The 19,923-nt window shown below is 51.4% G+C and carries 24 protein-coding genes and 2 other annotated features; of the genes, 8 read left to right on the top strand and 16 right to left on the bottom strand.

Annotation, left to right across the window (positions count from 1 at the left end; all coding sequences use genetic code 11):
• Window positions 1–6: 6 nt before the first annotated feature.
• Window positions 7–636, top strand: a complete 630-nt coding sequence (locus NST37_RS10535; protein WP_024984886.1) for an ATP-binding cassette domain-containing protein — start codon at window positions 7–9, stop codon at window positions 634–636.
• An 82-nt stretch (window positions 637–718) separates the two neighbouring features.
• On the opposite strand, the gene NST37_RS10530 is transcribed toward NST37_RS10535, so the two are convergent.
• A complete protein-coding gene (locus NST37_RS10530; protein WP_024984885.1) occupies window positions 719–1,483 on the bottom strand; it encodes a 5-oxoprolinase subunit PxpA in 765 nt (254 codons plus the stop codon).
• 142 nt (window positions 1,484–1,625) lie between these two features.
• Complete coding sequence (locus NST37_RS10525; protein WP_003387315.1) at window positions 1,626–1,982, bottom strand: DUF2129 domain-containing protein; 357 nt, start codon at window positions 1,980–1,982, stop codon at window positions 1,626–1,628.
• Between the two features lie 52 nt (window positions 1,983–2,034).
• Here NST37_RS10525 and NST37_RS10520 point away from each other — a divergent pair, with 52 nt between their 5' ends.
• Entirely contained in the window at window positions 2,035–2,382 is a 348-nt protein-coding gene (locus NST37_RS10520; RefSeq protein ID WP_003387317.1) for a hypothetical protein, read from the top strand.
• Here NST37_RS10520 and NST37_RS10515 read toward each other — a convergent pair.
• Window positions 2,377–2,832, bottom strand: a complete 456-nt coding sequence (locus tag NST37_RS10515) for a YlbF family regulator (RefSeq protein ID WP_003387318.1) — start codon at window positions 2,830–2,832, stop codon at window positions 2,377–2,379. The genes NST37_RS10520 and NST37_RS10515 overlap by 6 nt on opposite strands.
• A 60-nt stretch (window positions 2,833–2,892) precedes the next feature.
• The gene (locus NST37_RS10510) at window positions 2,893–4,788 is read right to left on the bottom strand and encodes a hypothetical protein (RefSeq protein WP_003387319.1); all 1,896 of its coding nucleotides are present in this window, start codon (window positions 4,786–4,788) and stop codon (window positions 2,893–2,895) included.
• A gap of 52 nt (window positions 4,789–4,840) precedes the next feature.
• Between NST37_RS10510 and NST37_RS10505 the strand changes: the two genes are divergently transcribed.
• The gene (locus NST37_RS10505) at window positions 4,841–5,266 is read left to right on the top strand and encodes a protease complex subunit PrcB family protein (protein WP_003387320.1); all 426 of its coding nucleotides are present in this window, start codon (window positions 4,841–4,843) and stop codon (window positions 5,264–5,266) included.
• A 94-nt stretch (window positions 5,267–5,360) separates the two neighbouring features.
• Here NST37_RS10505 and NST37_RS10500 read toward each other — a convergent pair whose 3' ends face one another.
• The 5 genes from NST37_RS10500 to NST37_RS10480 form a co-directional block, all read right to left on the bottom strand.
• Entirely contained in the window at window positions 5,361–5,789 is a 429-nt protein-coding gene (locus tag NST37_RS10500; protein ID WP_003387321.1) for a hypothetical protein, read from the bottom strand.
• Between the two features lie 67 nt (window positions 5,790–5,856).
• The gene (locus tag NST37_RS10495) at window positions 5,857–6,669 is read right to left on the bottom strand and encodes a thermonuclease family protein (RefSeq protein WP_003387322.1); all 813 of its coding nucleotides are present in this window, start codon (window positions 6,667–6,669) and stop codon (window positions 5,857–5,859) included.
• Between the two features lie 415 nt (window positions 6,670–7,084).
• On the bottom strand, window positions 7,085–8,134 hold the full coding sequence (locus tag NST37_RS10490; RefSeq protein WP_339186641.1) for a MerR family transcriptional regulator: 1,050 nt from the start codon (window positions 8,132–8,134) through the stop codon (window positions 7,085–7,087).
• Between the two features lie 148 nt (window positions 8,135–8,282).
• The gene (locus tag NST37_RS10485; protein ID WP_003387324.1) at window positions 8,283–8,726 is read right to left on the bottom strand and encodes a CBS domain-containing protein; all 444 of its coding nucleotides are present in this window, start codon (window positions 8,724–8,726) and stop codon (window positions 8,283–8,285) included.
• 287 nt (window positions 8,727–9,013) lie between these two features.
• Window positions 9,014–9,094, bottom strand: coding sequence for a putative holin-like toxin (locus tag NST37_RS10480; RefSeq protein ID WP_221175483.1), 81 nt, complete (start codon window positions 9,092–9,094; stop codon window positions 9,014–9,016).
• Between the two features lie 190 nt (window positions 9,095–9,284).
• Between NST37_RS10480 and NST37_RS10475 the strand changes: the two genes are divergently transcribed.
• Window positions 9,285–9,629 (top strand): YugN family protein, encoded by a 345-nt coding sequence (locus NST37_RS10475; RefSeq protein WP_003387325.1) that lies wholly within the window; start codon window positions 9,285–9,287, stop codon window positions 9,627–9,629.
• A gap of 81 nt (window positions 9,630–9,710) precedes the next feature.
• Window positions 9,711–10,883, top strand: a complete 1,173-nt coding sequence (gene ftsW / locus NST37_RS10470) for a putative lipid II flippase FtsW (protein WP_003387327.1) — start codon at window positions 9,711–9,713, stop codon at window positions 10,881–10,883.
• Window positions 10,884–10,929: 46 nt separating this feature from the next.
• Here the strand turns inward: ftsW and NST37_RS10465 are convergent, their stop codons facing one another.
• Together NST37_RS10465 and NST37_RS10460 are read right to left on the bottom strand one after the other, a co-directional pair.
• A complete protein-coding gene (locus NST37_RS10465) occupies window positions 10,930–11,259 on the bottom strand; it encodes an Asp23/Gls24 family envelope stress response protein (protein ID WP_003387328.1) in 330 nt (109 codons plus the stop codon).
• 66 nt (window positions 11,260–11,325) lie between these two features.
• Window positions 11,326–12,981: a thiamine pyrophosphate-binding protein gene (locus tag NST37_RS10460; protein ID WP_031931788.1), complete on the bottom strand. Its 1,656-nt coding sequence runs from the start codon at window positions 12,979–12,981 to the stop codon at window positions 11,326–11,328.
• A 121-nt stretch (window positions 12,982–13,102) separates the two neighbouring features.
• Between NST37_RS10460 and sleB the strand changes: the two genes are divergently transcribed.
• Complete coding sequence (gene sleB / locus NST37_RS10455) at window positions 13,103–13,864, top strand: spore cortex-lytic enzyme (RefSeq protein ID WP_003387330.1); 762 nt, start codon at window positions 13,103–13,105, stop codon at window positions 13,862–13,864.
• Window positions 13,865–13,930: 66 nt separating this feature from the next.
• Here sleB and NST37_RS10450 read toward each other — a convergent pair whose 3' ends face one another.
• Window positions 13,931–14,188 carry a hypothetical protein gene (locus NST37_RS10450; RefSeq protein ID WP_003387331.1) on the bottom strand — a complete coding sequence of 86 codons (258 nt, stop codon included), beginning with the start codon at window positions 14,186–14,188 and terminating at the stop codon, window positions 13,931–13,933.
• 182 nt (window positions 14,189–14,370) lie between these two features.
• Here NST37_RS10450 and cax point away from each other — a divergent pair, with 182 nt between their 5' ends.
• Window positions 14,371–15,414 carry a calcium/proton exchanger gene (cax, locus tag NST37_RS10445; protein ID WP_003387332.1) on the top strand — a complete coding sequence of 348 codons (1,044 nt, stop codon included), beginning with the start codon at window positions 14,371–14,373 and terminating at the stop codon, window positions 15,412–15,414.
• 90 nt (window positions 15,415–15,504) lie between these two features.
• Here cax and NST37_RS10440 read toward each other — a convergent pair whose 3' ends face one another.
• From NST37_RS10440 to glsA, 3 genes are all read right to left on the bottom strand, one after another.
• On the bottom strand, window positions 15,505–16,839 hold the full coding sequence (locus tag NST37_RS10440; RefSeq protein WP_003387333.1) for a sodium-dependent transporter: 1,335 nt from the start codon (window positions 16,837–16,839) through the stop codon (window positions 15,505–15,507).
• Between the two features lie 60 nt (window positions 16,840–16,899).
• Window positions 16,900–17,130: a binding site (T-box leader), on the bottom strand.
• A gap of 47 nt (window positions 17,131–17,177) precedes the next feature.
• Window positions 17,178–17,441: a binding site (T-box leader), on the bottom strand.
• A 117-nt stretch (window positions 17,442–17,558) separates the two neighbouring features.
• Window positions 17,559–17,843, bottom strand: coding sequence for a YlaN family protein (locus NST37_RS10435; protein WP_003387335.1), 285 nt, complete (start codon window positions 17,841–17,843; stop codon window positions 17,559–17,561).
• 118 nt (window positions 17,844–17,961) lie between these two features.
• Entirely contained in the window at window positions 17,962–18,903 is a 942-nt protein-coding gene (gene glsA, locus NST37_RS10430; RefSeq protein WP_122959066.1) for a glutaminase A, read from the bottom strand.
• Between the two features lie 230 nt (window positions 18,904–19,133).
• Between glsA and NST37_RS10425 the strand changes: the two genes are divergently transcribed.
• Window positions 19,134–19,646, top strand: a complete 513-nt coding sequence (locus NST37_RS10425) for a hypothetical protein (RefSeq protein WP_327986066.1) — start codon at window positions 19,134–19,136, stop codon at window positions 19,644–19,646.
• 71 nt (window positions 19,647–19,717) lie between these two features.
• Here NST37_RS10425 and NST37_RS10420 read toward each other — a convergent pair whose 3' ends face one another.
• Window positions 19,718–19,858, bottom strand: a complete 141-nt coding sequence (locus NST37_RS10420) for a sporulation histidine kinase inhibitor Sda (protein ID WP_003387338.1) — start codon at window positions 19,856–19,858, stop codon at window positions 19,718–19,720.
• Window positions 19,859–19,923 lie beyond the last annotated feature (65 nt).

Here is a 19,923-nt window from a genome sequence, read left to right as displayed (position 1 = left end):
TGGAACATGCTGCAAGTCGACTTTCAAAAAAGTCTGCCGGAATTTCAGTTGTCCGCCCGGTTTGCGGTAAAGGATGAGATTATCGTCTTGTTCGGACCGTCGGGCTCGGGAAAAACAACGATCCTGAATTGCATAGCCGGGCTTGCTCACCCCGAGTATGGAACGATCCGGCTGGCTGACCGTCTTTTTTTCGATCACAAAGACAACATCAAGCTGCCTGTACAGAAGCGGAATGTCGGCTACCTGTTTCAGGATTACGCCCTCTTTCCGCATATGACGGTGGAAAAAAATATCCGCTACGGCATGCAGCGGGATGCTCAGGGGCAAGTAGAGGAGCTGCTGCAGTCGGTAGGGATTGACCATCTCCTGCAAAAATATCCCCATCAATTGTCGGGCGGACAGAAGCAAAGAGTGGCCTTGGTCAGAGCGCTCGCGACCAAGCCCGATATTTTGTTGTTGGATGAGCCGCTATCAGCCCTGGACGCGGATACGAGACGCCAGTGTCAGGCAGAATTGCTGCGCATTCACGAAAAGTGGCGCATCCCCTTTCTTTTGGTGACCCACGACCGGGACGAAGCGGAACGGCTGGGTGATCTCATCCTGACCAATAGAGACGGCCACTGGAGCCTCGATTAAAAAAGCCATGCCAGCCCCAGCCGTCCTAAGACGGCACAGAGCAGGCATGGCTTTGCTTTTTCCAATTCTGAGCTTCTTTATGTTAGCGTGGGGTGATCGCTTCCAGCTTCACATCGTTTTGTTTGGCCCAACGATGCAGTTCGATCAAAAATTGGAGCACGTCCGGACTCTCGCAGTGCACACACAGCGTATCCGCGGCCAATGCGATGCTCGTTCCATCGACCGTCTGCACCTTTTGATTCAGAACCAGTTGCCTGGTCTGCTCCATCTGCTCTTCTTTGCTGATCAGCACACTGCCTTCCAATTCACGCGGCGCCAGTCGTCCATTTGGCAAATACGCTCGATCAGCAAATACTTCTTCTGCCACCTGGAGGCCGTATTCCAGACCAGCTTCGACCAGAGCACTTCCCGACAGGGCGTACAAAATCAGTTCTTCATTAATATCAGAAACAGCACGAGCCACCGCCTCGGCCAGCTCCGGGCTTTCCGCCGCTTCGTTGTAGAGCGCCCCGTGAAGTTTTACGTGGTGAAGCTCCCCGCCAAGCGCGCGGCTGACTCCGTCGAGCGCAGACACTTGATACAGAACCAGCTCGTATACTTCTCGTACAGACAGATTCATCGAACGGCGGCCAAAGCCCTGAACATCCGGATAGCCTGGATGGGCACCGATCTTGACTCCGTTCCGAATCGCCGCCTCTACGGTCCTGGCAATAATATGAGGATCTCCGGCATGAAGTCCGCATGCAATGTTCACGGACGTTATCCACTTCATGATCCCCAAATCTTCAGCTTGGCGTCCCCGACCGTATCCTTCTGCCAGGTCGCAGTTAATATCCAAACGTATCATCACGCACCCGCCCTTCCCTTTTCTCTCTATTTGATGCCAATGAAAGCGCAAACATTCGCATCATTACAGGGTTGTATCTATTGTTTAGCATATCACGTACGGGGGTCCAGCAAAAGCAAAAAAGCTGCCGAAATGTGGCAGCTTAGTGCACTGATTCTGTCGAGGCTCCTGCCGGCTGCAAACTGTCTTCCCCCAGAAGGGTATCGGCCAGGGCCATCAACTGATGCTTCTCTTGCTTATAATCGTATTCCTTCGCCTTGTCTGGCTTGGCATTGTTGTATTCAATCGGAATCTCGTGACGATGGGAACGCTCGATCTTCGTCACAAAATGAAGCCGTTCCATCGTGCGGATGATGTCGTCGATTTGGTCGGCATCCACATACATCGAGACGTAATTTAACCGCTTGGAGATGTAATGAATGGTTCCAAATTTGCGTAAATTCTTGGCAGCACGCGGGTTTTTTACCCATACCGCAACTCCCAGACGTCTTTCTCTCATAACGGTCGTCGTGCTCCTTTCCTTGCAAGGTAGAATAGGATGTATCGGCTCCATGAAAACGGAGGTAGATCATCACATGCTTATCGATCAGCTTTATGCTCAACTTGTTTGCTTGCTTCGAGATGAGGGTGTCGTCCTTCATGCCTACTTTCGCGAATACGCCGGCAACCGCTTTTTGTATGTAACCAGTCCGCTCCCTCCTCCGCAGCTTGGCGATTATTTGACGGAGGCGGGGGAGCGAATTGCATCCGGGACAATCATACACCCAGAATGTACGTATGTCCGGACGGCGGGTATGGAGCGGGTCTTCCGATTTCGTTTTCTCATTCCCGAGGACAAGAAATTTTGCTGCGGAAATTTGTGTGACGATTGCTACCTCTTGCGCTCTAAATGGTCATGAATGTTTCTTGATGCTGCAGCCGCAGCTTCCGCCGCCGCCGCAACCGCTGCTCTTCGCTTCCAGAAACGGATTATTGCTGGGCACTTTAATCGAGCTCGACACGGAATCCGCGATGGTTCGGCTGACCTCGTACAAAAGCTGGTCAAGGCTGTCCTCAGCTCGTTTGAATGCCTGGACAGAATCCAGCATTTCGATCGAACGCTTCAACTGCCGGATTTCTTTCGATATTTGATCGTAATCGGGATGATATTTCCCGAACCGCTGCACATCCTCGTACTGGTCTTTTTTCCGCTCAAACAGGGCGAGCAGCCTTTGCGCTTCCTCGTCTGCCTCCATGGCCTGTTTGGCAAGGATATATTCTGAGACCTCGCGGGACTGGTTGATCATCGTCGACAGCTCATGCGAATGGATAATGAGCTCAGTCATATCCACTGTTTTCAACGCTTCCATCATCGAGACCTCCTTTGTTTATACGTAAGTCGCCTCTTATTGTACCACGAAGCAAGCGGGCTAGTACAGATATTCGGGCAGTACAATGCGCACCCGATGAATGTCGTCCAGACGGCATCTTTGTTTTTTGTTTCCCACTTCCAGAAAAACATACCAATAACCCATTTCAATCGATACTTGGCGCGGAATTCCCGCCCTTACCTTTTTGTCCTGCATCTCCGCTTCGATCTCCAATCCCAGCTCGGATGCCCGCTGCAGCAGCGTGCGCATCGTCTGCGGGTGGTATGATTGAAAATGCTGGGTCCACATCTTCGGCAACGAAGAAAGCTGATGCATGCCCTCCAGGCTATCCGGGAAGGTATTTTCAACAGCAAACCCATCCCAAGGGCGGGGGATCGTGAATAGCCCGTCAGGCCCCCCTTCCGCGGCATGACTGCGAGCAGCCTGATCTTCTGTAGATTTTTTGGGCATATACGGAGTGTATCCGTATTTTCGCAACAGCGCGGTTACTTCCTTTTCCTGCTCCGGTGCGATCAGAAAATCGGTCGAGGAAATTGGGAATCCGAGGAAAGGACGAAACTGTTCAAGGGTCTTCAGCTCCTCCAAAATCCCGGGATGTGCAGTACGGACCCTGACCATCGGTTCGAACTGAATCTGACGGGCCTCCCTTCCCCACTGCCGGATCATCTGCCCGATCGATTCAGGCAGTGGATGAGCGCAATACTGCTGCAGGATGTCCATGGCATCTTCTTCTTTTCCCCCAGCCGCCAGATAGGACTGCAGCGGCTTTGCCTGCAGCTCGCCTTGAATCAAATCCCCGGTGAAGACCAGCGGGCAAAACCTGCTGACCTCCCACACAGCTTTCAGCGGAACGAGCGGCGGTATCGTCAAGACTCCTGCAGGATCGATAAACCAGCGCTCCTCAATCGCCAGGCGAGGCAGGCTGTTCCAACGCCAGTACACCTCTCCCTCGGCTGTCGTTCCCATATGCAGCCAACCGAAACCGAGCAGCAGGTGGAGCCATCTGGTTACTGCCAAACTGGCAGCATCATCCGGAACGCGGAAGCCTGTGTCAGCCAATGTCTTGATCTGATCATTTATACTATGCCATTCGTCGGATTTACTCTCCATCATCAGTACAAGCAGTCCATCCCACCAGCTGTCATGCGGCAAATACTCCTCCGCAATCAGTTGAAAAAGCTCGTTCCACCTTGCCTCCTGGCCTTTTTCCAGCCACTTGGCAACGCTTTGCTTCTCCAGGACAAGCTGACCTCCCCGGGCGCGAATCAATCCAAGCCGGATCGCCAAGTCGATCACGACCGCAAGCGCCATTTCACCTTCCTTTGATTCGGGGATCGAATAGCTTGCCCATCCCTCGACATGTTCATCGGAAAGTGTAAGCAGCGGCGTCATTTTCTGGAGAATTCGCCGGTGAATACTGCCCTTCACGGTCAGAGGAACATCCGTTTCCCGTAAAAAGGAGAGGACGCCAAAAAGATCCAGATGTATCCCCCTGCCTGCCGTTATATAATAAGGGAGCGTCTTTGCAGGAGCAGGCGTACAATGACGTTCGGTGATGAGACAAAGGGTAAGCCTTTCTCTCACTTCCTTCGGCATCATGTAGCCGATCTCACCCCACATTTTTCGGACGGTGAGAATGAATCCGAGTCGGCGAAGCTTATTTAACCCGACCGACAGTATTCGCCCCTGGTGCAAAACGATCTTTTCCCAGTCTTTTTTACGCAAAAATCCTCTTGCCGCAGTAGTGACAAAAAGACGGATTACCTTTTTTTCGCTATCGTCGGCTTGTTTCCAGTATGTATCGATAAAGAGCGGATCGGTCAACAGGTCAGTCAATGTCCGACCGTCCTTGATGCCGAAACGTTTGGCATGCTCTTCTAGCATATGCTCTTGGGTTGTTTGTGAAAGAAACTCGACACCCTGCAGGATGCGCACGCCGTTCACCTCGTTTGCTCAATTGATAAAACTACATCTAGGAGGGATGCCTGTGTTACACGCATGGTACAGTTTACTTTTGGCTGCATCTTTGTCATTGACAGGCCAACCGTTCCATATAGATCATCCTACCCCAACACAAGCTGCTGTGGTAGGCGCAGATGAATTGCAAAGCGTATCGGCCCCGTATCCGCCAGCGGTACAGGATGCGCTTCGTTCGGTTCGGAAAAACGGCGGTCACTCTGTCGTCCGCGCCGATCAAAAAACGTATGTCGTCATCGGTGCCGGAAAACGTCCTACAGGCGGGTACCGATTGGTTGCTGACAAGGTGGAACGCAAAGGGACACACGGGTATGTCATCCATGTCCGCGAGCAAAAGCCTGCTGCCGGTTCCATGGCGACGCAGGTCATCAGCTATCCGACCTTGGTCGTTTCTGTCCCAGACAAGCAAGCACAAGTAACCGTATTGTTCCGCTAGTTTTTAGGAATAACGAGAATAGAAAAGCCGACGATCCAGCGCCAGTGCCGGATGTCGGCTTTCTGCTTTTGTGCCCGATTATTTGCGCCTTCCTCTAGGGCTTTACCTCAACCCGGAACTCTTGCTTGATGCCGTATGACTCGTGATTGTTATGCGCCAGCTCTACGACGACGTCATGCGAGCCGCTGGGAATATTTTTTACGATATAATTGTCTTCAAACGCTTTGGCGACTTTTTTCCCATCCAGATAGATGTGAATATGGCCCTCGCCAGGCCGGTTTTCCTTGCCCATATTCTCGATTGAATACGTGAAGCCTGTCACCTTCATCTTCAGGTGGAGGTCGTTTTTCTGCAGACTGTGCGTCACCTCTAGCGTAGGGGCCTTCTCGGGCTGTTCCGCCGCTTGTTTGACTCCTCCCGTCTCCGCATCTCGCGTGCCGTAGAGGGCAAACTCGATCACGGCGACGACACCAATCAGGAGCAGCAGGCGATAAACCAGACGCATGGATTTTTCTTTTTTCATGGGGACACTCCTTTCAGAGACAATCATCCCCATTTTTCCCTAACCTGCGTTGCCGTATTCCTGATGGTCAGCGCTTTGGCGCACGATAGCCCGCTGCTTGCGCTTCCTCTTCTGTTGCAAACCAGACTTCCGCCTTGGTCTGGTCGTAATTTCGCGACCCAGGCACATGATAGATTTTATCCCCTTTGGAATTGATGTTTCCTTTAATCAGCTTTCCTGCAGGGGGTGTTTCCGCTTGTTCGGTATTCTGGTTGTTCGTTTCGCCGGCACTGTTTTTGGGTTGTCCAGTCTTTTCATTGGAATCGGAAGCCTTATCTTTCGATTCAGAAGCCTTGTCCTTGGAGGAATTGGCACCGTTTTTCGATGCTGCATTTCCGTTTTTGGATTCCGCTTTTCCGTTTGACAGTTCCAATCCCCAAAGCCCTCGATTGTGTTCCCGCGCTTCCCGCTCTGCTTCGAGAAACACGTCCGCTTTGGCTACATTCGGGGGGATCGTCATAATTCTGGCATAGCCTTCTTTTACCAATTTTTCATTGACGAACGTGCCATCCATTAAATAGACATAGGCGAGCAACCGTTTGTATCGGTCATGCGGCTCCACGTCAAAAACAAGGCGCACCTCTTGGCCTGTAAGCAGTTCTTTCGTAAAGTTGCTTGCTTCTTTTCCATAAGGCTCTACGGGATGGTTGGGCTTTACCGTTTCGGGTGTATCCACTCCGATCAGGCGCACCTTTTCCCCGGTTGCGATTTCGAAAGTATCGCCGTCCACTACCCGTTTTACGGTAGTTGTCATTTCGCCGTTCGGCTTTGGCCCTTCTGGCGCTGCACATGCGTACAAAAGGCACGCCATGATAACGAGCCAGGCGCTCAGACGTTTCATGATCTTGCCATCTCCTTTTCTCTGATGCTGCTTACCAGCGTACCGGAAGCCCGAAGAGTGGTCAATCATAGATTGCGAACATATGTGCATATGTCAAAAAATCTTCAAACAAAAAACGACCTGTCTCCAAGGTCGTTTTGTTCTTCTCGTCAAACTGCAACGAGACCTATTCTTTTTTGTCAGTCGCGTTCGCTGTTAAACAAGAAAAGCAGTACCACTACAACGATGATGATCCACAGAAGCTCATCATTATCCCGGTCAAAAAAATTATCGAACAACCCCATAGCAGAGGTCCCCCTTTCCTTCTCGTTACAGCCTATGCAGCAGAAAGGGCGGATGTCAGCGGGGATGAGCCCAAAAGTTGCAGAGGATGGCCTGCGATTGCGAAGCTTGGCATGGCGTCGCGAAGGCCGACTCACATCAGCTTTGCTTCGATTAAATGGACATAGGTGGTCAATTGCCGGGCCTGGACCCTAAAACCAAGCTCTTGCAAATTTTGCACCAGCTTGCTGCGATCCGCGTAGTATTCATCCTCGATCTCTGCTACGGCCTCCTTTCGTCCGGCCTGAAGAAGCGCCCGAATGTGCAAAGCTCTATGCTCCTCGTCGGCAAACATCGAGTCGGCGATCACCAGGCGCCCCCCTGGCTTCAATACCCGCTTGCATTCAGCCAGAGCAAGCGTCTTCTGATCATCAGTCAAATGATGGAGTGCAAAGCTGGTGACGACGAAGTCAAACATGCCGCCAAAATAGGGAAAGGCAAAAAAAGTGCCCAGCTTTGTTTCCATGCCCGGGTTTTTCTTTTGGCACTGCTTGAGCATCTGGGGAGCTTGATCAAACGCGCTCATTTGTACTCCTTTTTCCCGAAACAGCTTTGCCAGGTTGCCCGTCCCTGTTCCTGCGTCCAAACCAACCTCATCCGGGCAGGGAGCAGTTGCATGGACGACTTCCTGCAGTACAAGCTCATAGTCTTCATAAGGGTAAAAGCCCTGTTTATTCTCGTTTACCGATATATCGTAATAATCCGCAATCTGGTTGAAATTCCACCGATCCACCCAGTTGTTTCTCATCTGGCGCAGCCGTTTGTTCCCCTCAGCCAATTCGAACAAGGCTGCCGGATCGATTCCTTTTTGTTGCTTGATCCGGCCAATCATCTGCTCGGTCGTTTGAATGACTCTGCCAAGCTCGATCCACTGGTCATACATGCAGGAACGTTGGATCTCCAAGTAATGAAGCAAGCTCTCTTCTTCTTTGTCAATCCGATTCAGCAGTTCCCGAATGTCTTCGATCGGCATGCCCACTTCTCTCAAGGTGATAATCGTCTGAAGCCTCCATACATCCTCTTCGGAAAATAAGCGGTAGCCCGAATGCTCTGCCTTTTTTGGCGAAATCAGCCCTTTTTCCTCATAGAAACGGATTGCCCGGGCTGTGATTTGCAAGCGTTCAGCCATTTCCTTGATCTGCACGTTCTTCTTCCTCTCATGCTTTCTCCTCTCATTGTAAACCTTTCCGCAACGGAAGAGTAAAGGGTTCTTATCTGAACAAAAAAAGAGGCTGCCGCCAGTGACAGCCTCTTTCTTTTCCCTTTATTTCCGTCAGTGTATCTGTTGGGAATCACACATTGCCGAGCGGTTCGGAGATTTGGGAGAGGGCTTCGGACGCTTCGTCATGATGCACTTGGCGGACAGCCATATCTCCGAGCGCGACGATGCCGACCAGCTTTCCGTTCTCTACGACAGGCAGACGGCGGATTTGGTGCTTGGCCATAATTTTGGCTGCCTCGTCGACAGTCATTCCTGGTTGACCCATAATAATATCGCGGGTCATTACGTTTTCAACGGCAGCGGAGCCCTCGCGTTTTTCCGCCAAGCCGCGAATTACGATGTCACGGTCTGTAATCACGCCGATCACGTCATCTTTCTCATCGACAACGGGGATGACGCCGACATTCCAGTCACGCATCTTGCAAGCCACTTCATAGACATTATCTTTAAGGGTCACTGTTGCCACATCTTTTGTCATAATTTCACGCAGCGTCCGATTTTCCACTTTTGCCATCTTTCTCTCCTCCTTTTTGCTGATAACAATTGTAGTTTGTCCGGGCAAAAAAGGTTTCATGCGTGTTGGACGAGCCGCCCCGAATTCCGACTAGGAAAGTCTCCAAGCGGTGTGGTAAGATGGTAGGGTGGTGTCTGCGAAGGCATCGCACACCGAGAGCTTTTCAAAAAAAGACCGCAGGGTGGACCAGCACCCATACGGTCGATGGATACAATAGTTGTTCCCCATTTGGGGGGCGGCTCTCACTTCTCGGTGTCGACCTCCCGGCTGTCAGGCTCAAGGGAGGTCTACTTCTTTTTACTGGTTGACAGCATTAAGACTAAGGTCCCGAACGCTACCATCAGACTTAGTGCTTCATATACTGTCATGCTATCACCCCCTTTCCAAAACGGGGATGAACCGACCACCCTTGTGGAGCTCACCTATTGTAGTTACCTAGTATACCATAAATTGGGAAAAGTGGCATCCTGCCAGAGACACGACTTATCCATTGCGCTCTTTCCGAAAACAGACTAATATAAGGTAGTGAATAACTTACCATTTGTAGGAGGAAAATCAATGGTTATCAAGGACACAGGAATCGGCAACAAGGAAGTCATGCTCGCCGATCTGGATCATTACATGAGTGACCTGGGGTTTGTTCGCGGAGCTTGGGATTACAAACACGCTACATACGATTATCAACTGAAAGATAAAGGCAACAACTACTACCTGCGAATCGAAGCCAATGCAATCGAGGGAAAACTGGAAGATAGCCACGCTGTTTTGAAGCTCGAGGACCCTTACATGGGCAGACACTTGTTCCCTCATGGATTGGATTACGATTCCCCGATTCCGGATTCGGTCGTACAGACAGCAAAACGCAAGCTGCAGGTATTGAACGAGAAGCTTTCTGCTTATTAATCCAACTGCATCCAGCTATTTGCGTCCTAAGAACAGAGAGGCATCCCCTCTCTGTTTCACGTCAAGGGGGAGGTTTCTCTCATGAAAACACGGGGAGTCCCCGACTTTTTGTTGCTGTTGTTAACCGCTCTCTTGGTAGGTTTTGGCATCACAATGGTGTTGAGCTCAAGCTCGATATATGCCCTGACAAGCTTTACATCCAACGGCTGCAAAATTTGCGGCGGCGACGAACTGTATTTCGTGAAAAGGCAAGCGATGTGGCTGCTTCTGGGCATATTCGGAATGCTGATCACGATGAACATACCGTTTTCTTTCTACAAACGGAACTTTCTGTTAATAGTCTTTGTCAGTTTTCTGTCGCTGCTGCTCGTTATCATTCCAGGTATTGGTAACGATGCGAAAGGGGCGCGGTCCTGGTTTAGTTTCGGGTCAGTCAATTTGCAGCCGGCTGAGTTTGCCAAATTGGGCCTGATTCTGTACTTGGCAGCGATTATCTCCAAAAAAGGCGATGGCTTCCGGGATTTGAAAAAAGGCCTTATGCCCCCGCTCGTTGTCACCGGCGCATTTTTTATCCTGATCATGGTACAGCCTGACATGGGATCGGCAGCGATCCTGCTCGGCACGGCGATCGTCGTCATGATTTGCGGCGGTGCGCGGATTGGCCATCTGTTTATGATCGGGTTTCCGGTCACTTCTCTTGCCGTATTCGCTTATGTCATGAAGAAGGACCACGCCTGGAACCGGCTGACTTCTTTTCTCGATCCTTGGAGCGACCCTCTAGGTACGGGATACCATATCAAGCAATCGCTCATTGCCATTGCCCACGGAGGGCTGACCGGTACCGGATTTGGCAAAAGCATACAGAAATATTTGTATTTGCCTGAAGCGCATACAGATTTTATTTTTGCGATTATTTCCGAAGAGCTCGGCTTTTTCGGGACAAGCCTGTTCTTGCTCGTGTACCTGCTGTTCATCTTGCGGGGAATCCACATCTGTCTGAAAGTGCATGATACCTTCGCCAGCCTGGTCGGAATCGGAATCGTCAGCATGATCGGAATACAGGCGTTTGTAAACATCGGTGGCGTAACGTCCTTCATCCCTCTGACTGGCGTCACCTTGCCCTTTATCAGCTACGGCGGATCTTCCCTGCTAATGACCCTGGTATCCACGGGGATCCTTCTGAGCGTGTCCCGTGAAGTGAGCCGGCAAAAGCTGACAGAACAAGGGCAAAAGCAATTGTACGCAAACCGCTGATCGAAACGTATGGAAAAGGACCTGCCGTCTCTGCAGGTCCTCTTTGCTACATCTCAATTCCATCCACATGTACGTTTACCGCCTCCACAAACAGACCTGTCAAGGACTCCACCGTCTCCTTTACTTTCTCCTGAAGCTGGCGGCATACCTCGTGAATCTGCATGCCATACTTGATCGATACCCGCAACTCGATGGTGACAGCACCATCTGTGACGACGACATAAATGCCTTTGCCGCTGCCGCCGAACTTTTTGGCTAAATCTTGATAAAATCCACCGGAGCGCACCGAGACACCGGAAATGTCAGCCGCTACAACTCCAGCAATGACTGCCACTACTTGGTCCGCTACCCGAATCTCACCGCGCATGCTCTCCATACTCGCCCTCCTCCCTGCTCCCTTTACCCTTCTTACTTATGTGTTGTCTGTCTGACTGCCTGATTCTCAGACTTTTCTTTCATTATAAACATTTGTAGCTTGGGCTTGAAAGGGGATTTCTCGTTTTCTCTCCGTTAGTGTCGGGAGAGTGCACTGAATGTCGAGCAGAATCATGTTTTGCGATTTCATCGCCTCTTTCAGCGCAGGCAAAAGTTCATGAACGGCACTTACGCGGCGCCCTTCGATTCCGCAAGCCTCGGCCCATTTCACAAAGTCGGGGTTTTCCAGTCGAGTGCCAAATGGGGCAAGTCCGGTCTGAACCATTTTCCACTCTTCCAGTCCCAGCGTCTTATTGTTTACGACAATCAGCGGGAACGAGAGATTATGGGCTGCGGCTGTCATCAGCTCACCAGCCGTCATTTGCAACCCTCCGTCTCCGACGATCGCGACTACTTGACGGTCCGGATTGTTCAGCTTGGCTGCAATCGCGGCCGGCAAGCCATAACCCATCGTCCGCCATTTTCCAGAGAAAATCGGGAATTGTGCAGTCCCACGGAACGCACGGTTGAACCAGATGGAGTGTTCTCCTGTATCCAGGGCGATGATGGCATTGTCATCAACAACCTGGGACAAGGCATGCATGAGTGTTTCCGGCTTGATCAGCTCGTCTGTTCCTTGATCGACCAACTGCTCTGTCTCCTGCCAAAAAGAAGCGTGCCACCGTTTCACCTGTTGAATCCAACCGGAATCGGGCGACTTTCCTTCCAGGCGGCGCAGCCACAGGGGGAGCACATCGCCTAGCTCTGCTGTGACAGGAAACAGTCGAGGATGGGCATGGACAGTTGTCGGATTGTGATCGACCTGTACGACCGGCAAACCTGCCGGAATAAAGGAGCGCGGAAACCAGCTCGCTCCCAGCGCTACGAGCAAATCTGCTTGTGCCAATGCCTCGAGTCCCGCCCTGCTGCCGCCCTCGCCCAAGCCTCCCAGAACAAGCGGATAAGCCTCATCCACCGTTCCTTTGGCACCTAAAGTAAGCAGCAAGGCTGCGCCTATTTTCTCAGCCATCTGGAGACATAGATTGGCGGATTCACGGCTTCCCGTCCCCATCAGAATGACCGGTTTTTTCGCTTGAAGCAGCAGCTCTGCCGCATGCTCCACCTCTCCCCGGTCCACTCCCACGCCAGTTCGCAGTCGCGGCAAGGTCTCTACTAACGGCCATACCGTCGTGCGTGAAAAAATATCCTTGCAGATGGCGAGATGTGCGACACCTTTTTGACTACCGGCTGTTACGTATGCGCGGTGAAGGACGTTGCCGATGGCATCCGGGTGGGCAACGGTCGTAGAGTACAAGCAGAGCGGGCGAAGCAAGTCTTCCTGCGGCACATATTGCTTGTACGGTCCTCCCAATTTGTGCGTCTCCACTTGACCCGTAATAGCGAGAACCGGAGCGTGATCCGCATACGCATCCGCCAGTCCATTCAATAAATTCAGTGTCCCCGGGCCGCTGGTCGCAGTACAAACCGCCGGCTTGCCGGTCCATTTTGCTTCCGCCGCTGCCATCATGGCTGCTGCTGATTCATGTCTGCATGCGATATAACGGATGTCTTTCTGTTTCCCGATGACATCCAGCCACGGCAGTATGGCATCACCCACCACCCCGTAAATGTGTTTGACTCCCCACATGCGCAGCTGCTCCGTTACATATTGGGCGACCTGCATGAAGCACCTCCTGTCCTTGATACTTCTAGTGTGGCAAAATCTCCAGTATTTTACTAACTCGTATCCAGCCTTTTCGGGAAAACCTAGTGAATAGATCAGGAGAAATAAAGGAGGAACGTGAATGAAACAGCCTGTAAAATGGCTGCTTTGCCTTTTGGCCCTTGCTTTGACAGTGACAGCCTCTGTTATGATCTCCCCGGTACGGACAGATGCTTTCAGCAATCAAGAGGTTCGCGTCGGCGCTACCGGAAAAGATGTAAGAGAGATGCAGGGACGCTTGAAATACCTGGGCTTTTATACAGGAAAGGTCGATGGCGTGTTTTCCTGGCGCAGCTATTGGGCCCTGCGCAACTTTCAGTACGAATTCGGGTTAAAGGTAGACGGCATTTTAGGGCCAAAGACAAAGCTGAAGCTCTACAATGCCACAACCGGCTATCGGCCGACCGCTGAAGAGCTGGGTGTCGAACCGGCTCCAGCAGCTCCCGCGCCGTCTGCCCCCAAAAACACCAGCTACCGGAGCAAGGGCATTACAGACAACGATATTCGTCTGATGGCCAATGCCGTCCATGGCGAAGCACGCGGAGAGCCGTACGTCGGTCAAGTCGCCGTTGCCGCCGTCATCCTGAACCGAACCCGCAATCCGGCTTTCCCGAATTCACCCGCTGGCGTCATCTTCGAACCGCGGGCATTTACCGCCGTAGCAGACGGACAGATCTGGCTAACCCCTAACGAGACAGCAAAAAAAGCGGTACAAGACGCGCTCAATGGTTGGGACCCGACTGGAGGCGCCATCTATTACTTTAATCCGGATACGGCCACATCTGCCTGGATTTGGAGTCGCCCACAGATCAAAAAAATCGGCAAACACATCTTTTGCCGCTAGAGACAAAAGCAGGCACGGTGGGTACCGTGCCTCTTTCATTGCTCAAGCAGTCTTGCGTTGCACCAGCTACGAACGCTGCCCCTGCATGTGTTCGGCCATCTTGATAAACCGCTCTTCCTGCTCGGTCGTCCCGCAAATTCCGCATTGAATCATGTAGGACTCTCCCTTGTAGGGCTGATGGAAGGTGTCCAGCTCGTCTCTGGATAATTCCGCGACCAGCTCGCCGGATTGGGGATCAAGTCGGACATAGCGCGGAGTTTGTTCAATGACAGTAAATCTCATCCGATTTGATTTACATGTAGGACAGAGATACGGTTTTGCCAATAGAAGCACCTCCTAAGATGTCTCACCGAATAGTGTGAGCAAAAAAACGGTGATTTTATTCTCCAGGATTCGTTCAAAATAATGATGACATCCTTCAAAAGTTCGGTTACACTTAAAGACGAATTTTGATTTATGGTAAAAAACGGGAAAACGCAACAAACTTAACATCATGAGGTGAGCCTATGAACCAACGGCTGTTTTTCACGATTGTCGGCGCGAGCCTGCTACTGGCGGGATACGCCCATTATTTCACTGACAATGAATTTTTTAAATTTGCAACTGCTTCCTTGGCTATCATTTTTTTGGCTGCTTGGTTGGGAAAATCGACAGAAAGTGTTGCACATTATGCAGGGGATCGCGTTGGCGGGTTTTTGAATGCGACGTTTGGCAATGCAGCCGAGCTGATTATCGCTTTCTTCCTGGTGAAGGAAGGCCTGTTCGATATGGTGAAGGCGTCCATTACGGGCGCCATCATCGGGAATATGCTGTTGGTACTCGGATTGAGCGTGTTTTTGGGGGGATTGAAGTACAAGGAGCAAACCTTTAACGGCAGGCTGGCCGGGCACAATGCATCCCTGATGATGCTCGCGATCGCCGCCCTGTTTATTCCGGCCGTCTTTATGAAGGAGCTCCCGCCTGTTGAGATCGGGACCTTGAGCACGGTGATTGCGGTTATTCTGATCGTGGCCTACCTTCTCTGGCTGATCTTCTCCATGGTCACGCACCGCGACTTCCTGTCCGACATTGAATCTCATGACAGTGAAGCAGCCTGGTCAAAAGGTGTGTCGATCCTGATGCTGGCGATCTCGACCTTTTTTGTGGCCGTCGTCTCCGAGTGGCTTGTCCACAGTGTTCAGCACGTCTCCGAAACACTTGGTTGGTCGGAGCTGTTCGTCGGGGCGTTTGTCATCGCCATTATCGGCAATGCGGCGGAGCACAGCGCTGCCCTGCTGCTGGCGATGAAAGGACGAATCGGCGCAGCTGTCGAGATCGCAGTCGGCTCCAGCCTGCAAATTGCCTTGTTCGTGGCCCCTACGCTCGTATTGGTCAGCTTGCTCCTGGGCCGTCCGATGGATATCGTCTTCACCACATTTGAACTTGCCGCCATTGGTGTCGCGACTTTTATTACCATCTCCATCACCAAAGACGGTGCGACCAACTGGTTTGAAGGCGTCCTTTTGCTGGCTGTCTATATCATCCTCGGAACCGCCTTTTTCTTTGCTTGATCCATAAAAAAGGGCGCAGCGTGTATTTCCATCGCTGCGCCCTTCTTTTTTATGCAGAACCAGTACCTGCCGGTTCTATGTTTCTTCTTCCTAAAAAACGCCCAGTGTGCTCAAAAATACGATGATAATGGCAATCGGTGCAATGTATTTCAGCAGCATCAGCCAGATGATAAAAGCGCGTCTCCCCCACTCTGTGGACACCTGCAATTCTCTGACAAGCAGCTCCCGTTTCAGCTTGAGCGGCACAAATACGGCAATCAGCAATGCACCCAGCGGCATCAAGACATTACTTACCAAAAAATCGGCCGCATCAAAGATGGGCTTCCCAAAAACGGTCACCTCTGACCAGACTCCAAAGGACAAGGCAGACGGAATTCCTGCCAGAAAAATAAGCATCCCGATAATCCAGGAATAGCGCTTCCTGTTTTCTAGTTTGCCCCTGGAAAGCGACGCTACGATTATCTCCAGCATCGAAAATGCGGAGGTCAGTGTAGCAAACAGGAACAACGCCATAAATATGAGCAGAAACAGATTGCCAAACGGCACGTGCTCAAAGACAGAAGGCAAAACGATAAACAGCAGTCCCGGTCCTTCCGTCGGCTCCATGCCCAGGGAAAAAACGGCAGGAAAAATAGCCAGACCGGCAAACAAGGAAACCATCAGATTCAGCCCGACGATCGAGCCTGCGGAGCGCACCAGATTTTCCTGTTTGCCCAGATAGGAGCTGTACGTAACCATCACAGAAACCCCGACACTGAGAGAGAAGAACGATTGACCCATCGCATACAGCACAGAATCCGCCGTCAGCCGGGAAAAATCAGGCATCAGGAAAAACGCGACGCCTTTGCCTGCTCCATCCAGTGTGAGTGAACGGAACATCAGGACAAGGAACAGTAAAAACAGTGCCGGCATTAAATACTTGTTCGCCGATTCGATCCCGGCCTGCACCCCGCGAGCCACGACCCACATCGTGATCAGCATGAATACAAATTGAGCGCCGACAGATCCGATCGGGCTGGCAATGACACTGCCAAACAATTGATCGTACGGCATGCCTGTCAGTTGTCCCGTCAAGCCGCGATACATATAAGTGAGAATCCAGCCGCCTACCACACTGTAAAACGAGAGCAGCAAGAAGCAAGTCGCCACGCCCAATCTGCCGATCCAATGCCATGCGCTTCCCGGTGCGAGAGTTTTGTAAGCCGAAATTGCCTCTTGCTGTGTGCTGCGTCCAATCACGAATTCACCCAACAATAGCGGAAGACCGATTGCGAGTGTAAATACGAGGAACAGCAGAAAAAATGCTCCGCCACCACTCGTTCCGACTACGTAGGGAAATTTCCAGATCGCCCCGAGTCCGATCGCCGAACCCGCTGCCGCCAGAATAAATCCAAGTCTGGTCGTCCATTGCTCTGTTTGCTTCATGCCCTATCCACCTCTTTCTAACTTTCCACTAGCCTGTAAAAAAGAAAACACCCATCCCCAAAAAGGGACGAGTGTTGTGCTCGCGGTACCACCCTGGTTAGGCTTTGTCAGCCTCGCTCATTTCATTGATAACGGGAATGACCCGGTTCCCTCCTACTAGGGGCGCCTTCCTTTCAGAGGACAGCTCAAGAGTGAATTCAGCGGGGCATGCCTGGAAACGACTCTCAGTCTCTGGTCGCTTCTCCCTGTCAAGCCGCTTGGCCGCTTACTGGTCTCCATCTTCGCTTTTGCCGTATTCATTTGTTCAAGGCAAGCGAGAACAAAAAAACCCGCCCCCTAAAAGGGACGAGTTGCTCGCGGTACCACCCTGATTAGACAAGCGTGTAAAGGAAAAAAAGTCAAGAGCCCTTTTACTTGCATGCCTCACTTTGTTCATTGGTAACGGGAATGACCCGGTTTTCCTTCTACTGGGCATCGAAACCGTTCAAAGGACAGCTCAGGAGTGAATTCGGCGAGGCATGCTTTAAAACTGCTTTCAGTCCATGGCAGTTTCTCCCTGGCAAGCTGCTGGTTCGCTTACTAGTCTCCGTCGACGCTTTTGCTCTTCAAAAGTTATTATTTAATCTAAAGCAGTGAGAGTGAAAAAGCAAGTATTTTTTTATGCCCTTGTAAAACTCGATCACAATAGAAAAGCGAGGAACGTTTCCATTCTCTCGCCTTTACCCCTTCTGATTGTACAGTTCGTGAAGATCAGCCAGTTTTCTTTCCAACGAACCCATTATTTCACGACCGATCTCTTCGTCAATCAGTCCCAAACGGACGGCGAACTCCACTTCACGCGAAAGCCCGAACATCTGGGTGTCAAGCACCTCTTCATACAGCGGGCACTGCGGCATGGTCAGGTTTTCCATCTGTACGTCTATGAGCTTGTAGATCTTGTCCGCATCTGCTCGCAGTAATGCTAGCGCTTTTTGTTCCAGATCGGGAATCTTAATTTCTGTCAAAACCTATCCCTCCGTTTGCCACCATCCTTACCTTACATAGTACGTTATTCTGGGCCATTTGAAAAGGGGAGACGATTTGGCAACTGTAAGTATATACGCACGAACGCTTTCGATTTGACTAAAAAATGCTCAAATCCCACATATCGGAGAGCCTTTGCAGCAGCTTGACCCCCGCTACCGAGTTCCCCTTTTCATCCAAAGCGGGACCAAATACGCCAAGTCCCATACGCTGCGGCACTGAAGCCATAATCCCTCCGGCTACACCGCTTTTTGCAGGGATGCCGACGTCGATGGCAAACTCTCCGGAAGCGTTGTACATGCCGCATGTGACCATGAAGGTTTTGCAAATTCTCGCCACTTCACGGGGAAGCAGCTGCTCGCCGCTCACAATGTCGTAGCCGTCCGCAGCCAAAATGGCAGCAAGCCGTGCCACCTCCACGGTCGTGACCTCGATCGAGCAATGCCGAAAATACAGATCGAGAGTTTCTTCCACGTCCCCGGAAAGAATCTTGCTCTCCTTCAAAAAATAGGCGAGGGCGCGGTTCCGATCAGCGGTCTGCTTTTCGGACTGATATACGTCGTAATTGACACGGAGCTCGGGATTGCCTGTCATTTTTCTAAGCAGCCGCATGATCTTCTCCAGCCGTTCTTCCACAGTTGCTCCGGGAATCATGCCTGCAACAGCGATGGCTCCGGCGTTGATCATCGGGTTTAACGGCTTGTGCGGCTTGATGGTCTCCAGCTTGATAATCGAATTGAACGGGTCGCCTGTCGGCTCTTTGCCCACACGTTCAAAGACATATCGCTCTCCATGCTCGCACAGCGCAACCATGAGTGAAAAAATCTTGGAGATGCTCTGCAAGGTAAACGGAAGATGGGCATCCCCGGCCGAAAGCAGCGTCCCGTCTTTGAGGCACACACTGATGCCCAGCCGCCTCTTGTCCTGTCTGGCCAGCTCCGGTATGTACGAAGCTACCTCGCCTTTTTCCGCTTCGCTGACGGTCTCCTGCACCGTCTGTTCAAGCACTTGCTGAATGTTGATATGGTCCATTTTGTCCATGTAGATCGCCTCTTGCGTGAATAGAATGGAATTCTGCTGCCCCCATTGTAAGAAGTCAGAGCCTCATTGTCAAAAGCGATGCTGTTTTTTGCTTGGGAGCAAGACGCAGAAGCGAATTTTTGCTATTCAGAAAAACGCTTTTTGCAAAAATGCACGGGCGGCTCGTTTGCCACATCCTTTGCCGCGGGTTACAATGTTACCGAGACGCTAAACAGACGGAGGAATGTATCATGTCAGAGGTAATCGTATTCAAGGGAGCCGTTTCCTTCCCCATAACACTCGACCCGAGCGTATGGATTTTTGACGACCGCAAGTTTGATCTTGGCACCTATACGGGTGAGGAAGATAACGATACAGGCAATCAGAAAAAGTACCTGGAAGGAACCGGTGCCCAATGGGACAAGGAGCTTCGGGAAGGTGCAGCCTTGCCGTCGGAGCGAAAGAGCTTGATCGAGGAACGGAAGGCTCTCCAGGGTGACTACGGAATCCGGCTTGCGCCGTTCATCGACAACGCTGCTCCCCTTCCGGAAGCGACCCATGTACGGATCTACCGGGAGACAGGAGAGCCTATCCTCCTTCCGCTCAGCGAAGCCAGACGGGCCATCCTGCAGTTTTCAAAGGACGGCAAGCCTATACGGACGGATGGTCCTGTCTACTTTTTCCTCCCAGAAACACTGCTGGCCAAAGAAGCGCCGGTAACAGGAATTACTGCCTTTGAATTTGTCGCTGAAACCGGACAGTAAGCATACAAAAAAGCCATCCGAAGCTGCGGATGGCTTTTTGCATAATCTTTTGTACATCTAGGTTAGCCCGTTTACGCGCTCACTACCTGCGCGATACCGATGTCTCTTCTCTTTATCTCTGCACTGAGCAGTTCAATAAAAGCTGGGTCCAGTTGAAGGTCGACGGCACGATGATATACTTCTATCAGCATTTGGTCACTCAAGTATTTCACGCTTGTCACCTCCATCCCTTAACCTGAACCCATTGTAGCAGAAGAAACAGGCGCGAACAATCGTT

It is taken from the genome of Brevibacillus sp. FSL K6-6036 (assembly GCF_037964015.1).
Lineage (GTDB): Bacteria > Bacillota > Bacilli > Brevibacillales > Brevibacillaceae > Brevibacillus > Brevibacillus borstelensis.
Note: the sequence above shows the minus strand (reverse complement) of the source record. Positions and strands in the feature narration are given on the sequence as shown.

Bases quoted from the DNA above. Each gene is read 5' to 3' on its own strand.
- NST37_RS10535 (WP_024984886.1), top strand. From the start codon at position 7: ATGCTGCAAGTCGACTTTCAAAAAAGTCTGCCGGAATTTCAGTTGTCC.
- NST37_RS10530 (WP_024984885.1), bottom strand. From the start codon at position 1,483: ATGATACGTTTGGATATTAACTGCGACCTGGCAGAAGGATACGGTCGG.
- NST37_RS10525 (WP_003387315.1), bottom strand. From the start codon at position 1,982: ATGAGAGAAAGACGTCTGGGAGTTGCGGTATGGGTAAAAAACCCGCGT.
- NST37_RS10520 (WP_003387317.1), top strand. From the start codon at position 2,035: ATGAAAACGGAGGTAGATCATCACATGCTTATCGATCAGCTTTATGCT.
- NST37_RS10515 (WP_003387318.1), bottom strand. From the start codon at position 2,832: ATGGAAGCGTTGAAAACAGTGGATATGACTGAGCTCATTATCCATTCG.
- NST37_RS10500 (WP_003387321.1), bottom strand. From the start codon at position 5,789: ATGAAAAAAGAAAAATCCATGCGTCTGGTTTATCGCCTGCTGCTCCTG.
- NST37_RS10495 (WP_003387322.1), bottom strand. From the start codon at position 6,669: ATGAAACGTCTGAGCGCCTGGCTCGTTATCATGGCGTGCCTTTTGTAC.
- NST37_RS10485 (WP_003387324.1), bottom strand. From the start codon at position 8,726: ATGGCAAAAGTGGAAAATCGGACGCTGCGTGAAATTATGACAAAAGAT.
- NST37_RS10480 (WP_221175483.1), bottom strand. From the start codon at position 9,094: ATGACAGTATATGAAGCACTAAGTCTGATGGTAGCGTTCGGGACCTTA.
- NST37_RS10475 (WP_003387325.1), top strand. From the start codon at position 9,285: ATGGTTATCAAGGACACAGGAATCGGCAACAAGGAAGTCATGCTCGCC.
- ftsW (WP_003387327.1), top strand. From the start codon at position 9,711: ATGAAAACACGGGGAGTCCCCGACTTTTTGTTGCTGTTGTTAACCGCT.
- NST37_RS10465 (WP_003387328.1), bottom strand. From the start codon at position 11,259: ATGGAGAGCATGCGCGGTGAGATTCGGGTAGCGGACCAAGTAGTGGCA.
- NST37_RS10460 (WP_031931788.1), bottom strand. From the start codon at position 12,981: ATGCAGGTCGCCCAATATGTAACGGAGCAGCTGCGCATGTGGGGAGTC.
- sleB (WP_003387330.1), top strand. From the start codon at position 13,103: ATGAAACAGCCTGTAAAATGGCTGCTTTGCCTTTTGGCCCTTGCTTTG.
- cax (WP_003387332.1), top strand. From the start codon at position 14,371: ATGAACCAACGGCTGTTTTTCACGATTGTCGGCGCGAGCCTGCTACTG.
- NST37_RS10440 (WP_003387333.1), bottom strand. From the start codon at position 16,839: ATGAAGCAAACAGAGCAATGGACGACCAGACTTGGATTTATTCTGGCG.
- glsA (WP_122959066.1), bottom strand. From the start codon at position 18,903: ATGGACAAAATGGACCATATCAACATTCAGCAAGTGCTTGAACAGACG.
- NST37_RS10425 (WP_327986066.1), top strand. From the start codon at position 19,134: ATGTCAGAGGTAATCGTATTCAAGGGAGCCGTTTCCTTCCCCATAACA.